The organism is Enterobacter cloacae complex sp. SHL009 (genome assembly GCF_049237205.1).
GTDB lineage: Bacteria > Pseudomonadota > Gammaproteobacteria > Enterobacterales > Enterobacteriaceae > Enterobacter > Enterobacter cloacae_M.
This window is the reverse complement of sequence record NZ_JBMKIW010000008.1, coordinates 157,649-171,288: the sequence shown is the minus strand read 5'-3', so window position 1 is coordinate 171,288 and position 13,640 is coordinate 157,649. Positions and strand designations below refer to the sequence as shown.

The window sequence follows — 13,640 nt, the reverse complement described above, 5'->3', positions numbered from 1 at the left end:
TTAGCCGCGATATCGCTAGCTTGGCTGCGTCACTTTTTTCTCAATATAAAAAAATCATCCTCATCATTTCCCCACAAATACACTCACCGGCACGCCAAAACGCTTCGCCAGCGCGCGCATATGATCCAGCGTTAACGTGCGCTGTCCGTTGAGGATTCGACTCACCAAAGATTTCTTGCCTATCTCATTCTCAAAATCGCTCTGTGTGAGTTGGCTCCTGCATAGTTCATTCTTTCGTTCTCCGATAGAAGTCCGTGAGTTTGTCATACTCTGCGTGAGTGCTGATGTGTTTGATAAAGATCTTTCCCCGATCAAAATCAGCAAAAAACATCACTTTTAAATGCCCGCACCTACATCAATGACCCACCATTTTTCCCGGTATTTCATCCTGTCTAGGCTGGGGAAGCGCTTTCGCATGTCGTCTGGTGTTGGGTAGTGCTCCTTTTTTAGTACCCGGTAAAGATCGTCCAGGGCGAGTGCTTGATTTGGAAATTGTCTGGTGGCCGCGTCGAAAGGCGCTCTTGAGACTACGTGCATCCTTGCCCCCTTGTTTCCAGACAGGAAACATTATAGGTGATGGTTGGTGGGTTGATAATGTAGAAACATTGATGGAGTGCAGTGTTCATATGCTCGTGATGAAGGCGCTCATTTAATGTGTGCGAACACTTTATGAGGTGACTGTGAAAGAAACGTCCGCTTTGTGCCAACAGCGGAAGTAGCTAGCAACAATCTGCGTTGACCAATGGGGAGCAGGTCAAACACTCTCGTTGTCGGCCGTCGACTGTTGGACCTCAGAAAAAGCGGACTATCCAGATGCATGTGAATTAACGCTCTCTTCTCGCGCTTCAACCTTCGCTGACGTATCCGACGTCGTGCTCTCATCGTTCTATACTCATTCCTGCTGGCGGACGTCCTTATCTACAACCCACTCATCAAATGGTCCATAGAATCCTCATAGACCGACTGTTAAAGGGGCAGTGTAAGAAGTGTGTAATTTTGAATTGATCTTCTCAGAGGAAATGTGTTCACTCTTTAGCTTACACCAGCAAACCTCGAAGCACGGCTAAGGAGCCCCCCGTGAGTGATGAACAATCAAAAACAATATTGCAAACAGGTCTCGAAATCGCTTCAGATAGAATTAAGAACAACTTTTATGGTTATTTGATTACTTCTTTCGTGATATTTAATTGGGAGAATATCATTCTTATACTGAAGTCAAAGAACGATATAGAAATGACTTTGATATACATTTCAGCCCAGCCTAATTTCTCCCAAAATTTCATTTGGGAACCATTAAAAATTGGTGTTTTTGCTAGCTTCATCATGCCATTGCTTTCAACTATATACTCTTTAATAATAGGTGTTATAACGGCATTCAGAGACGAAAGCAGGAGGATCGGCAGGAACATTTTAGAAAGTTTCTTAGCTTATATTGCCACATCTGTGCATCAAAAACAACTAGTCTCACGTAGGCTAGCTGAACAAGTAAGGCTTAAAAGGGAAGAGTATAATAACTTAAGACAACGTATAGAAACATCATTGGAGCAGAAAGCTGGGATTGATGAATTCTTACTCAAAATAGCGCGCGTGTACGCGCAAAACCCTCATCTAAATGATGAGAAAGATTTAGAAAAAATAATTAAGGCTCTTTATAACGAAAAATTAAGAGATTTTTACACGTCACAAAATATGATTGGTCGCTTGCTTGATCTTGTGGAGGAGCAGAACAAAGCAACGGTACAGATAATAGCTGCAGCACAAGATCAGGCAAACAATGCACACACTGAAAAATGAAGCAAAGGTGGGATTACTTCCCGCCATTCTTCGCATACTCGATGAATTTAGCCTCAGCCTCTTTGCGCGACATGCCGATCATAATCAATGCATCAATGAATGTCTGCCGCTTAAGTGCTAACTAATCCACCAGGCTCTGGGAGAGAGGTTTGTTCTTGGCCTTCTCCTCTTGTAGCTTTTGTTCTTTCTCCGCTACTCTCCGCTTTTGTGAGTCAAACATCTTACGGGTCCACGTATGCTGCTTAGGAAGCTGTTACCTGCTCCCCGTTAACTCAAACAAAATGCTGTTAGCAATGTCCGTTGATCGCTCATAACCGTCATACAAATTTTACGATGGCTTAACTCTCTGCTTGAATGTGAACAGCTCAGTCTGAGCACCTTAGCCACCCAAAACCACTGAGCAGGCTCAGGCCAGATTTTGGGCTTTGAGATAAGAGTGTCACCCGGGGTGAAGAGTGGTGAAGAGTCACGGTCTAACTGATCACCGATTAAGCTATTGAAATTTATTACACAAATAGCAAAGGTGAATAGGGTGAACACTTTTCTACAAAATCATTTTTCTATGCTATGTGTTCAACGTTCTGCTTAGAAGAATGATCTCACCCAAATTGCTTGTGTGTAGGAAGGATTTTTGTTTGTTAAATTTACAATAAAAACATATGATTAAGTTGTTTTCATCACTCCTGTGCTAGGTAAAGCTATGTCGTTGATTTTTAAGTATAGAAAGCTATATGACTCTGCAACTATGGAGTTGGATAAATACACGCTAGATATATTGATGAATAATCGAATATTTTTTTCAAAGGCAGAAAATTTTAATGATCCGTATGACTTTTTACCCACAATTAATTTAGCTCCTGAGGCAATCGAACGATATTGCAATGAAGTATTACCACTTGAAGTTGGAGAAGATTTTAAGAAGGCTATAGCTTCAACTTCTGAGCAAGAAATTGAAAAGTTGTTTATTGAAAAATTTCGAGATAATTTCGCAGTATTCTGTGCTACGAGAGATCATAAAAATTTTTTAATGTGGTCTCATTACGGTGATAATCATAAAGGAATATGTATCGCACTAAAAACATATAAAAATATCGAAAATAATGACGTGTTGCATGTGGAAACAGACCAGTTTAAAAAAGTCAGGGCCAGGAGTAATGAGACATACTTTCCATTGTTTCCGGTACGGTATAGTAATGTGCGACCACCACAATTCGATTTTGTAGAAAATGTTATTGATAAAAAAGTGCCTGGTTTCACATTGACCAAGTCAAAAGTTTGGGAGTATGAGGATGAAGTTCGTGCAGTTATGTTGATCTCTAATACAGATACCCAATTGGTAAAATTAAAGAAAAACCAAATTGCTGAAGTATTTATCGGTAGTCAAGTACCGAAAGAAATAAAAAATAAGTTAATTGAAAAGCTTGAAGGTAAAGGCATAATTATTAACGAAATGAGGTTATCTCCAACTACTTATGATTTAAGAACGATCGAGATAATAACAAAGTTAGATTGTGAAGGTATTTTGAAACTAATTGAGTATGGGACCGAAGACACCTAACAAAAAATTTAAGAGTGATTCAGCACTCTTGGCATTTTTGTTTTGGGTTGGTTTCAGTGTTTACTGTAATCAAATTGAGTTTCGTGGTTGCGTGCTTCACACCTTAATTGGGCGTTAATGTCCGCTTTTCGCTCTCAGCGGACCTTAAGCTCAGCTATCTTGTCCGCTGAGTGCCATGAGCGGACGTTGCAAAATATAGAGCCTTTTCTATACTGTTTTATTTTTAACCATTACTGATTTAATCTTAAGTTGTTAGGTATAATTTCGCTTAAATGTAGTTATCCCAGCGTCTGGATGCGATTTAATCAAAACCTTTCAGGTACCATCAAGAAAACATGTTGAAAAAAAAGCACATTACCGTTAAGTTGGTTAAATAATGAATAGCAAAAACGGAAGAATGCACAATATATAGTCATGTGCCTCTAATGTAAGCATCATAATGTATATCTAGGAGAAAAAATGAGCATCGAAGCTGTCAAATTGATTTGTGATGAACATGGAATAAAGCATTCAGTTGAGGGTGAATCACGCAGAGGATTTTATATCCATATACCTAAAGGTAGAAACGTAAGCCTCCTCAGTGTAAATGATGAAGCTGCAGATAAAATTTTAGCATGTGCCCCTGATTTTTTTAAATATAAGTTTGTCGAGGGATATGACGCTTTATGGTCTCCTGAGAATGGCACTCTTGAGTGCGAAATACAACTGCCTTACGGCAGATTTCCATTACAGCGATTCTCGCGACAAAACTCTGATGGAGATAATAACAGCTCGTTATCAATTCCATCTTATAAAGAAGGAGTTAACATCGAAATATCTAGTCCCAGTAATGTATTTACTTTATGTACTCTATTAAGAGATCAGTTTCCTAGATCTTTACGTAACTTTGAGCGCATAAAAGATTATTCTGCAACAATAAAAATATCAGGGCTGGACATTAACCAACACGAGCAAGCTTTATATTTAGTAGAAAAAATATGCGCAGCAATATGTTTCCAAATCGATTGCAAGATAGAACAACCAGTTATGCTGAGCTTCGAGAGAAAGATTAGATCTTTGCGTAAACGCACCAAATTTTTAGACGAAATTGAATTCACACCTGTCCAATTTACGTATGACAGTGAGGCGCTTTCGTTGTATTGGTATGCGCAGACTGCTTCCGGAATGCCCTTGCTAAAATATCTGGCTCTCTATCAGGTGGTTGAATTTTACTATCCTATTTACTCTGAAATGACGGCGCAAAATAAAATAAGAAATGTGTTAAAAGATCCTAACTTTAATGCGAATAATGACAAGGATCTCGCTAAAGTTATGCATATTATAAAGTTTAACTCTTCTTCTGGGGCATTCGGAAATGAGCTTTCTCAACTTAAAGCGACAATCTCTGAGTGTGTAGATATTCAGAGCCTTCGTGCATGGCTAACACAGGAGCAAGAGCGGGATGATTATTTTCGTTCAAAAAATGCCAAGAAGCTATCTGGACACGTAATTAACTCTAATGTTGAAGATGATGCTTTATTAGAGCAAGTTGTTCTAAGATTCTATAATATCCGTTGCCGTATTGTTCATACAAAAGGTGTAGATGGTAATTTTGATGTGCTACACCCTCAGGCGAAAGAATTAGCCTATATAGGTCATGATATTGACCTTGCTAATTTTATTGCGCATAAGGTAATGATTGCTTCTAGCCAGCCGTTAATCACAAAACCATAATAGTAATAAATGCGACTTAAGACTGTTTCAGCCGAGGTCCTTTTCGCTTTCGTCCATAATGGTCCTCAAACCATTTGTTAACTTTGTGAGCAAAGTGGATATGATTAGTTATTTAGTCGCAAGTTTTTATAGTAGTCGGTTTAAGTTTTTGATTATATAAACAACATGAATGAGTATTTATTTCATTATAGTGCATAACCTTAAGGCTTGCTTATGTATATTATTGACCGTAATTTACTTCAAATCGGTGATGTCGTTCTAACCTCTGCTAGTACAGCTCTAAGCAAGGGAGTAAGAACTTTCACCAAAAGTGATTATTCTCATGCCATGATATGGGTCGGAGGTACGCTAATACATTCTGATGGTGGTGGTGTATACTCCAAAAATGTTGATAGATTACTTTTCCCAGCCCCCGACAGGGTAAGAGTGTTGAGATGTAAGGAACAACTTACAGACGAACAAATGCATAGTATCATCACCTTTGCACGCTCACAGGTTGGGAAACTATACTCAGTCAAAGATGCTATAAATGCCAAGTTAAAACTTAATAGAGTTGCAAACCAAAAACAATTCTGCTCTCGGTTGGTGGCACAGTCATATCGAAATGCTGGAATAGATTTAGTAGATAATGCTGATTTTTGTAGTCCAGAAGAAATTAATAGCAGTGAATTACTTTATGTGGTTGAAAATTATTTAAAATCCGCGACAAGTTCTCAAATTGAATTTTCCAGCACGGTTGATCATAATGAGGAAATACAAAGAAATACCATGACTATGCTTGATAATATTAGGGAGGCATTCAACCCCAGCATACAAACACTATCTGATGTACTTGATCATTTAAATAATCATCCTGAGCACGACAGGCCAGTAACAGATTTTGCTATCGAATCTGGTTATTTTAATCACGCGGAGTATGATATACTTAAAAACCCATGGAGGTATAGCGATACGTTATTTTTGGAGCACACAAATAATGATGAATCGCTTTCGTTATATCTTGCCGAATTTATAGAAAACATCGGTGGTGATATAACTAAAACCCACTTGCTTGAGCTATATAAATACCAAGAGCTTTACAAGAAAACACCATTGTATTTTTATTTCGAACATATAAGATTGTATAAGCAGTTATTAAATAGTCATTTGTTACGCTATGATGTAGCAAATAGTATCAGAGGTCATTTTTCAGTTTAAATTACAAGCAACCTTATCTTTTCAGGGATAAGGTTATTTATTGCTTCTAATCGATTTTCATAACAATCAAACGTCCGCTCCTCGCTCAAAGCGGTCATATCGAATGGATTCGTGGCATGATTGGTTTGCAGCAAGAAGAGTTTCGGGCATCTGGTCTGCATGAACGGCTGGTCTCTGAATAGAATATTCGCTCATAGGGCTGTCGCCTTTGAAATGCAGCGTGCACCACTCATGGTCCGCCATTGAATATCGTTGATTTGAAAACAACTTTATCAGGTTCGATCTGGCGGAAGAGAGCGTTAGGAGACGTTATGACGATTGACTATCTACAAGCCTAGTACAGCGGCAGCCGAACAATGCTGCGAGTGTAATCGAAGGATCCCCCCTCGTTTCTTCGTGATAGTGTCATGATCCAGGCCTGGAGTGTGTTAGTCATCATATGGTTATCTAGCCAAGAAAAGCGATAAGTAATTCTCGTTTCTGGCAGTATGAACCGTGTAAAAATCACTTTTGCTGAATGAGAGTTACCGTGAGTCTGCGCAGAGGTCAGTGAAGCGCAGATTAATCAGCTCAGTAAGACAGTGACTATCCCTCCGATTCCTCATAAACAAGGAAAGCACCATGTTCGGATTCTTTAAAAAGAAAAAACCTGAAGCTGAAACCCGGCAAGTTTCCCGACTGACGGCAAAACAGTTTATCGCGCTGACGCTGAGTGATGAAAAGCTGTCTATGCCCGTATACCTGCCGGGGATCCGCAATGAGGCAGAATGCGACGAGCTGGGTTTATGGCCGCTCATCTACATCTGGAATGTGGATCATGCCACTGGCACTTTCAGCCTTTCTGTTAATGGTAAGGCCATTGCCCACCTCCTGGAGCCTTTTGTGACCCGTGAAGACCCTGCGTATGTCGAAATTCGTGATGAAGCGATGCAGGTCATCTCCGAGGCTTCAATGCAGTCCGTACTGGCAACCATAGAGAAAACCGGCCTCATGCCCGATGTTTTGTTCGTGTACCATGCTGAGGATGTACAGCGGGAGAAGGGCTAACTGTTGGGGGGAAATTACGTCAGGGATTTTGTTAGTCACTCCTGTCATCGCAACGCTAAACTTTCGTCAAGAAATGCTTCAGGCTGCCGAAATATAGATAATAAGTAATCCTTGATGATAAACTGAATGGATGTTCAATGAAAAAAGATATCACAGTAACTATTGATTCTTCTTCGTTTCCCAAAAGTCAAGTACAGTACTATAAGCCGTTACTTACTGTTAACAAAATTGATGTGAACTGCATGCTAATTCACACAGCTCTTTGGACTCGCCCCCCCAAACTTACTGGCTTTCATTTGTCTGATTTCTGGGCATGGCTAAGATACTTCCCTGCCTTTTCGAAAACCTCATCTGACTTGCGACTTCGTAAAGAATGGAAAGACATAGATCCCCATCAAAAAACCATTTTAAGTGATGAAATAGGGGTCGGTTCAACCACGTATACATTAATCAATACATTAAGTTTTCAGGGTTTCATTGATGCAATTTACGTGTTGGAAACATTAAACCTTACTCACCTTCTTTTAAAGAAATCTAAAAACGGTAAAGGTAAAACACCTGATTATATTGGTTTGGATAATTTTGGAAGGGTTATTGCTCTTGAATGCAAAGGAACACAAAATAAGATAAAGGATTTGTACAAGGCTATAACAAAGGGCATAGAGCAGAAGGAAAATTTGACAAAAAACCCTACTGGCCCAATAAAGACTGGGTTGGTTGGTGGGATATTTATTCCTCAGTTTGACAATCCTGAAAGTGCATTAATACATTTCCGAGATCCAGACTGGAATGAATTTAACGAGATTATTTCTGAGGTTGCCCCCGAGGAACTGGCTAAAGCCATCATTCGTGGGGCGGTGATTAAACAATTGTATCTCGCAGGTGCAAATAATTCTGCGAACGAGTTGTCAAATTATATTAAAGGTAACGATTTTGAATTGTCTGCACAGGCAACTCAAGAACTAAAATCCTTTGAGCGAGAAATAATTGTGTTTAGTCATAATTTCAGGAACCCAGTTGAAGGAGGGGTTTCGAATATAAAGTTCAGCGCCCAAATAGATAATAAAATCCTTCCCCTTATTGAAGGGTTAACCTCAAATAGTGCCAAGGCATCTGTATTAATTAATGAGCTAAGTGTTACAAAGAAAATTTTTGACCGACGGCATAATGATCGCTCATGGATTTCATTTGAAAATGATTATAGTGGAATGATTGTTTCTCCACACGGTTTTAAGTTTAAATTAAATTATAAAATGAATGATTAGCTGCAGCACTAACTTGAGCCGATCACTTAGTAATCACTGAGAAAAGTGTATGTTGAAGTCAACGTACATACGACCGGGCTCCGGATCAAGTGAAAGACAGAGCTGAGCACGTTCTCAAAGAAAATGAGACCACATTGACGGATGCCGTCAATAGCACCCTGCTGTTTATTGCGGATCTCCAATAGATCCCCTTCATGCCAGCCATCATGACCAGACCGTACGCGATGTGGCGATCAGAATCTGTGATCTCCTAGCTGAAAATAGGAACGCCCTGCTGCTCATCGAGACCAGATCATCCGGCGCGCAGTAGAGCAGAGTGACCTTTAGCCCCTTTTGTACGCATTTCAGCCGCTGTCGCCTGCATCCCAGTTAAACCCTTTGCTGGCTACAGTCCGCCTCTGAAATGCAGCCTTCCATGAATATGCTGACGCGGACGTTGGCGCAGTTACACCTGGTGGTCTGCGACCTAGCGCTGGTCAGCGGGAAGATCTCAATATCGGTTGGTGTACAAACGTAATCCTCTGACATTGTCTGTTCGGTCAGATCGCTGATGTGACCAGCCCCCAGTATTAGATACAACCGTCAGTTGGTAATGGAGTGACCACGCTCCGGTAGACGATCCTGCCCTATTTTTCTCGTCACAATTTTTTATCGCCGTTTTGAACGTCCGCTCCTCGCTCTTACCAGACATTTAAAAACAACATTAAATTTTGCGTAAGACCGGGGATCTGCTTCTTACCAAGCAGATCCCCGACCTACCATCACCCGCCTCAATGTGCCGTTATATACGGCTCCTTCACAAACTCCGCTAACAACCAAACCATATCATGGAGTAGCCCGACGAGTTCTTTCGCCACGCTCGCAGGAAGTGTCCCGCCCATCAGCGCCAGCGTTAACGCTACGGCATAATCCACCTGCAACACCGTTTCCTGCCAGCAGTCCGGCACGCAGGAGGTAATCTTTTCCCCTGCGATCAACTGTTCAACCAGATACGAAGGCAGTTCGTCATCGCAGCATTCCCGCAGCCGATTAAGCGCAGCCAGCAATCGCTCACAGAGTGTGGCAAACGTCACCGCATCGTCAGTTTCCACCAGCACGCTCACATACGCAGTGCAGGCGTCAGCCAACTCGAAGAGATCCGCAGAATCGGGAAGTTGCAGGTGGATAAGGTGATAAACAGCGCTTTCCTCAGAAAGTGCGTAAGTCAGGGTATGGATAGTTGTCATGTAGTATTCCTTTTCAAAAAAATCCAGACCACCACATAAGTTCCTACGCTCATGGGTGGTAGCGCTGACGGAGGTAGGAATGCCGCACATGACAAAACGGCCAACCTTTCGGTTGCTCCGCCAGCGCGACCGTATTTTAACGGGATGAGCGCTGTCGCGACAAAAATAATTGCCGAGTCATATTAAACGGGTTCCTACGCCCGGTTACGGATGTGCCGCAACGCAGGCACTTTACGACCGTGAAGAAGGGATGAAAAGGGATGCCCCTGAATTACATCAGGTTGCTTGCAGCTTTGCGAGGCGGCTTCCAGAAGGGCATTGCCGGGTGGCGGCTACGCCTTACCCGGCCTACAAAAAACACCAACCAAACCGGCGCTACCCCTCGCTCATCATCGCCAGAAACCGCTTCACCGTCCGCGAGCGTTCAAAGCGCCGCCAGCAGAGCGCGATATCGGTGTAAAGCTCCGGCGAGCTCAGCGCGTGGTAGGTGACATTCGGCGGAGAAATGGCCGCCATGGATTTCGGCACCAGCGCAAACCCGCCGCCGGCGGAAACCATGCTCAGGGAGGACGAAAGCTGTGACGACTGCAGCGCGTGCTGCACGTCGATCCCGGCCCGTTCGCAGCAGCCGTGAACCCGGTCGTACAGACCGGGCGCGACCTCCTGCGGGAAGAGCACCACCGGCGTATCCCGGAGTTGATCCAGCGCCAGATCGCCGCTTCCAGCCAGCGGATGGTCGCGATGCAGCGCCACCACCATCGGCTCTCGGTCGAGGATGGTTAACTCGAACGCCTTGCTGCTCTCGCACGGCAGGCGCACGAAGGCGATATCCAGTTCACCCTCCGCCAGCATCGTCGTCAGCGACGACATATTGGCTTCCACCTGGTGAACCTGCACCGCCATGTTCTGCACCTGAAACTGGCGAATCAGCGCGAAAATTTTGGGATGAAAAGCGTCGGAGCTGGTGATGCCAATCGACAGATTGCCGTTCAGCCCGCGCGCGATGCCGCGGGCTTTCTCCAGCGCGGCGTCGCTCAGCGCCAGGATCTTGCAGGCGTCCTCGTAGAAGGCTTCTCCCGCCTCGGTCAGCTCCACGCCCCGCGTCAGGCGCCTGAACAACGGCGTGCCCACTTCCTCTTCGAGCCGTTTGATCTGCTGACTCAGAGGAGGCTGTGAAATACCCAGCGCTTCGGCCGCCCTGGTGAAGTGTCGCTCGCGTGCTACCGCGACAAAATACCGCAGATAACGAAGTTCCATATCTAAAACGTCTCAAACCAGCATGGTTTCTATATTGGAACTCTCTGCTGAATCGGGTCAACATTTATTTAACCTTTCTAAATAAAGTTGAAGAGGACGAGCATGATGGTGCATTCATCTGCCTGCGACTGTGAAGCCAGCTTGTGCGAGACCCTGCGCGGGTTCTCCGCCCAGCATCCTGACAGTGTGATCTATCAGACATCGCTAATGAGCGCCCTGTTAAGCGGCGTGTATGAAGGAGAGACCACCATCGCCGATCTGCTGGCACACGGTGATTTTGGTCTGGGCACCTTTAACGAGCTGGACGGCGAAATGATTGCCTTCAGCAGCCAGGTGTACCAGCTGCGCGCCGACGGCAGCGCCCGGGCGGCGAAGCCGGAGCAGAAAACGCCGTTCGCGGTGATGACCTGGTTCCAGCCGCAGTACCGTAAAACCTTCGACGCGCCGGTCAGCCGTCAGCAGATCCACGACGTCATCGACCAGCAGATCCCCTCCGATAACCTGTTCTGCGCGCTGCGCATTGACGGCAACTTCCGCCATGCCCACACCCGCACCGTACCGCGCCAGAAGCCGCCGTACCGTGCGATGACCGACGTGCTGGACGACCAGCCGGTGTTCCGCTTTAACCAGCGCGAAGGGGTGCTGGTCGGGTTCCGCACGCCGCAGCATATGCAGGGGATCAACGTGGCGGGCTACCACGAACACTTCATTACCGACGACCGTCAGGGCGGGGGCCATCTGCTTGACTACCAGCTGGAGAGCGGCGTGCTCACCTTCGGTGAAATTCACAAGCTGATGATTGACCTGCCCGCCGACAGCGCCTTTTTACAGGCCAACCTTCACCCCAGCAATCTGGATGCGGCTATCCGTGCCGTCGAAAACTAACAGGAGAACTACCGTGAACAGTGAGAAACAGTCACGTCAGTGGGCGCACGGCGCCGATATGGTTGTCGGCCAGCTGGAAGCGCAGGGCGTGAAGCAGGTGTTCGGGATCCCGGGGGCGAAAATCGACAAGGTCTTTGACTCTCTGCTGGACTCCTCCATCGAGATCATCCCGGTGCGTCACGAGGCGAACGCGGCGTTTATGGCGGCGGCGGTAGGGCGGTTGACCGGCAAGGCCGGGGTGGCGCTGGTCACTTCCGGGCCGGGCTGCTCGAACCTGATCACCGGCATTGCTACCGCCAACAGCGAAGGCGACCCGGTGGTGGCGCTGGGCGGGGCGGTGAAGCGGGCGGATAAAGCCAAGCTGGTGCATCAGAGCATGGACACCGTCGCCATGTTCAGCCCGGTCACCAAATACGCCGTGGAGGTGAGTGCGCCGGACGCGATTGCCGAGGTGGTTTCCAACGCGTTTCGCGCCGCCGAGCACGGCAGACCGGGGGGCGCGTTCGTCAGCCTGCCGCAGGATATCGTCGACCAGCCCGCCACGGGAGTAATTTTGCCTGCCAGCGGTCCCGCGCTGATGGGCCCGGCGCCGGAATCCGCTATCAATGATGTGGCGAAGCTTATCGAAAAGGCCAAAAACCCGGTCATCCTGCTGGGGCTGATGGCGAGCCAGCCCGCCAACAGCGCGGCGCTGCGCAAGCTGCTGGAGAAAAGCCGTATTCCGGTCACCAGCACCTATCAGGCCGCCGGGGCGGTGAACCAGGAGCACTTCACCCGCTTCGCCGGACGCGTCGGTCTGTTCAATAACCAGGCGGGCGACCGGCTGCTCCATCTGGCGGATCTGATTATCTGTATCGGCTACAGCCCGGTGGAGTACGAGCCGTCCATGTGGAACAGCGGCGACGCCACGCTGGTGCACATCGACGTGCTGCCGGCCTATGAAGAACGTAACTACGTGCCGGATCTGGAGCTGGTGGGTGACATCGCCGAAACGCTGAATCAGCTCGCGAACCGTATCGACCATAAGCTTGAGCTAAGCCAGCGGGCCTCCGAAATTCTGGTCGACCGCCAGCATCAGCGCGATCTGCTCGACCGCCGCGGCGCCTCGCTCAACCAGTTTGCCCTGCATCCGCTGCGCATCGTCCGCGCCATGCAGGACATCGTGAATAACGACGTGACGCTCACCGTGGATATGGGCAGCTTCCACATCTGGATCGCCCGCTACCTCTATAGCTTCCGGGCGCGTCAGGTGATGATCTCCAACGGTCAGCAGACCATGGGCGTTGCTCTGCCGTGGGCGATTGGCGCGTGGCTGGTGAACCCGGGCCGCAAGGTGGTTTCAGTCTCCGGCGACGGCGGCTTCCTGCAGTCAAGCATGGAGCTGGAAACCGCGGTGCGCCTCAACGCTAACGTGCTGCACATCATCTGGGTGGATAACGGCTACAACATGGTTGCCATTCAGGAAGAGAAAAAATACCAGCGTCTTTCCGGCGTCGAGTTCGGCCCGGTCGATTTCAAAGTCTATGCCGACGCCTTCGGTGCGAAAGGCTTTGCCGTGGAGAGCGCCGACGCGCTCGAACCCACGCTGCGTGCGGCGATGGATGTGGATGGCCCGGCCGTGGTGGCCATTCCCGTCGACTACAGCGATAACCCGCTGCTGATGGGCCAGCTCCATCTCAGCCAGATTTTGTGACTCAA

The 13,640-nt window shown here is 46.5% G+C and carries 10 protein-coding genes and 2 pseudogenes; 8 read left to right on the top strand and 4 right to left on the bottom strand.

What is annotated here, in order from left to right; genetic code table 11:
• Window positions 1-63 precede the first annotated feature (63 nt).
• Both ACOTZC_RS18045 and ACOTZC_RS18040 read right to left on the bottom strand, forming a co-directional pair.
• Window positions 64-213: pseudogene (locus ACOTZC_RS18045) on the bottom strand (helix-turn-helix domain-containing protein); the annotation flags it as partial.
• A 13-nt stretch (window positions 214-226) separates the two neighbouring features.
• Window positions 227-537: pseudogene (locus tag ACOTZC_RS18040) on the bottom strand (type II toxin-antitoxin system HigB family toxin).
• A gap of 540 nt (window positions 538-1,077) precedes the next feature.
• On the opposite strand from ACOTZC_RS18040, the gene ACOTZC_RS18035 reads away from it, so the two are divergent.
• The 6 genes from ACOTZC_RS18035 to ACOTZC_RS18010 all read left to right on the top strand — a co-directional run bounded on the left by ACOTZC_RS18035 (window position 1,078) and on the right by ACOTZC_RS18010 (window position 8,574).
• The gene (locus tag ACOTZC_RS18035) at window positions 1,078-1,794 is read left to right on the top strand and encodes a hypothetical protein (protein WP_239632061.1); all 717 of its coding nucleotides are present in this window, start codon (window positions 1,078-1,080) and stop codon (window positions 1,792-1,794) included.
• Between the two features lie 700 nt (window positions 1,795-2,494).
• Window positions 2,495-3,352, top strand: coding sequence for a DUF2971 domain-containing protein (locus ACOTZC_RS18030; RefSeq protein WP_239632063.1), 858 nt, complete (start codon window positions 2,495-2,497; stop codon window positions 3,350-3,352).
• A 459-nt stretch (window positions 3,353-3,811) separates the two neighbouring features.
• On the top strand, window positions 3,812-5,065 hold the full coding sequence (locus ACOTZC_RS18025; protein WP_239632065.1) for a hypothetical protein: 1,254 nt from the start codon (window positions 3,812-3,814) through the stop codon (window positions 5,063-5,065).
• A gap of 213 nt (window positions 5,066-5,278) precedes the next feature.
• A complete protein-coding gene (locus tag ACOTZC_RS18020; protein WP_239632067.1) occupies window positions 5,279-6,262 on the top strand; it encodes a YiiX/YebB-like N1pC/P60 family cysteine hydrolase in 984 nt (327 codons plus the stop codon).
• 621 nt (window positions 6,263-6,883) lie between these two features.
• On the top strand, window positions 6,884-7,309 hold the full coding sequence (locus tag ACOTZC_RS18015; RefSeq protein ID WP_063308418.1) for a hypothetical protein: 426 nt from the start codon (window positions 6,884-6,886) through the stop codon (window positions 7,307-7,309).
• Between the two features lie 137 nt (window positions 7,310-7,446).
• Window positions 7,447-8,574, top strand: a complete 1,128-nt coding sequence (locus ACOTZC_RS18010; protein WP_421635905.1) for a hypothetical protein — start codon at window positions 7,447-7,449, stop codon at window positions 8,572-8,574.
• Window positions 8,575-9,344: 770 nt separating this feature from the next.
• Here ACOTZC_RS18010 and ACOTZC_RS18005 read toward each other — a convergent pair.
• The gene (locus tag ACOTZC_RS18005) at window positions 9,345-9,800 is read right to left on the bottom strand and encodes a hypothetical protein (RefSeq protein WP_133293950.1); all 456 of its coding nucleotides are present in this window, start codon (window positions 9,798-9,800) and stop codon (window positions 9,345-9,347) included.
• Between the two features lie 375 nt (window positions 9,801-10,175).
• On the bottom strand, window positions 10,176-11,057 hold the full coding sequence (locus tag ACOTZC_RS18000) for a LysR family transcriptional regulator (RefSeq protein WP_163353541.1): 882 nt from the start codon (window positions 11,055-11,057) through the stop codon (window positions 10,176-10,178).
• Window positions 11,058-11,162: 105 nt separating this feature from the next.
• Here ACOTZC_RS18000 and budA point away from each other — a divergent pair, with 105 nt between their 5' ends.
• Both budA and alsS read left to right on the top strand, forming a co-directional pair.
• On the top strand, window positions 11,163-11,942 hold the full coding sequence (gene budA / locus ACOTZC_RS17995; protein ID WP_028015981.1) for an acetolactate decarboxylase: 780 nt from the start codon (window positions 11,163-11,165) through the stop codon (window positions 11,940-11,942).
• 13 nt (window positions 11,943-11,955) lie between these two features.
• Window positions 11,956-13,635: an acetolactate synthase AlsS gene (alsS, locus tag ACOTZC_RS17990; RefSeq protein WP_421635904.1), complete on the top strand. Its 1,680-nt coding sequence runs from the start codon at window positions 11,956-11,958 to the stop codon at window positions 13,633-13,635.
• Window positions 13,636-13,640: the final 5 nt, after the last annotated feature.

What these genes read in the sequence shown, in the direction of transcription:
- ACOTZC_RS18030 (WP_239632063.1), top strand. Translation starts at nt 2,495, where the DNA reads ATGTCGTTGATTTTTAAGTATAGAAAGCTATATGACTCTGCAACTATG.
- ACOTZC_RS18025 (WP_239632065.1), top strand. Translation starts at nt 3,812, where the DNA reads ATGAGCATCGAAGCTGTCAAATTGATTTGTGATGAACATGGAATAAAG.
- ACOTZC_RS18020 (WP_239632067.1), top strand. Translation starts at nt 5,279, where the DNA reads ATGTATATTATTGACCGTAATTTACTTCAAATCGGTGATGTCGTTCTA.
- ACOTZC_RS18015 (WP_063308418.1), top strand. Translation starts at nt 6,884, where the DNA reads ATGTTCGGATTCTTTAAAAAGAAAAAACCTGAAGCTGAAACCCGGCAA.
- ACOTZC_RS18010 (WP_421635905.1), top strand. Translation starts at nt 7,447, where the DNA reads ATGAAAAAAGATATCACAGTAACTATTGATTCTTCTTCGTTTCCCAAA.
- ACOTZC_RS18005 (WP_133293950.1), bottom strand. Translation starts at nt 9,800, where the DNA reads ATGACAACTATCCATACCCTGACTTACGCACTTTCTGAGGAAAGCGCT.
- ACOTZC_RS18000 (WP_163353541.1), bottom strand. Translation starts at nt 11,057, where the DNA reads ATGGAACTTCGTTATCTGCGGTATTTTGTCGCGGTAGCACGCGAGCGA.
- budA (WP_028015981.1), top strand. Translation starts at nt 11,163, where the DNA reads ATGGTGCATTCATCTGCCTGCGACTGTGAAGCCAGCTTGTGCGAGACC.